This is a genomic window from Pseudomonas sp. 2995-1, from assembly GCF_002742505.1.
GTDB classification, from domain to species: Bacteria; Pseudomonadota; Gammaproteobacteria; order Pseudomonadales; family Pseudomonadaceae; genus Aquipseudomonas; species Aquipseudomonas sivasensis.
This window is the reverse complement of sequence record NZ_LJSA01000310.1, coordinates 1-279: the sequence shown is the minus strand read 5'-3', so window position 1 is coordinate 279 and position 279 is coordinate 1. Positions and strand designations below refer to the sequence as shown.

At 35.5% G+C, this 279-nt stretch carries 1 protein-coding gene; it reads right to left on the bottom strand.

Annotated elements, in window-relative coordinates; genetic code table 11:
• Positions 1–279, bottom strand: a 279-nt coding sequence (locus AOA61_RS06105) for a reverse transcriptase-like protein (RefSeq protein ID WP_143521191.1), incomplete at both ends; no start/stop codon positions are given.

The window sequence follows — 279 nt, the reverse complement described above, 5'->3', positions numbered from 1 at the left end:
AATTGGTTACACTTCTCATCTACTCGGTCAGCCCATCTGTTTAACTCCTCTTCCATACAAGCCCATTCTCCACTTAATTGATTTAATACAACCTGTGAATCCCCGATGATTTGAATAGGTAAATGGTGTACGCCTAAGTTTTCCAACTCAGTAAGGGCCATATATAATGCTGCATATTCAGCCTCATTATTAGATTTTAATTCAGTAACAGATTGGTTTTTACGGAGTCGATAATTTTTTTTGTTTTTTTCATAATAAATTACACAACCTAGACCAGAC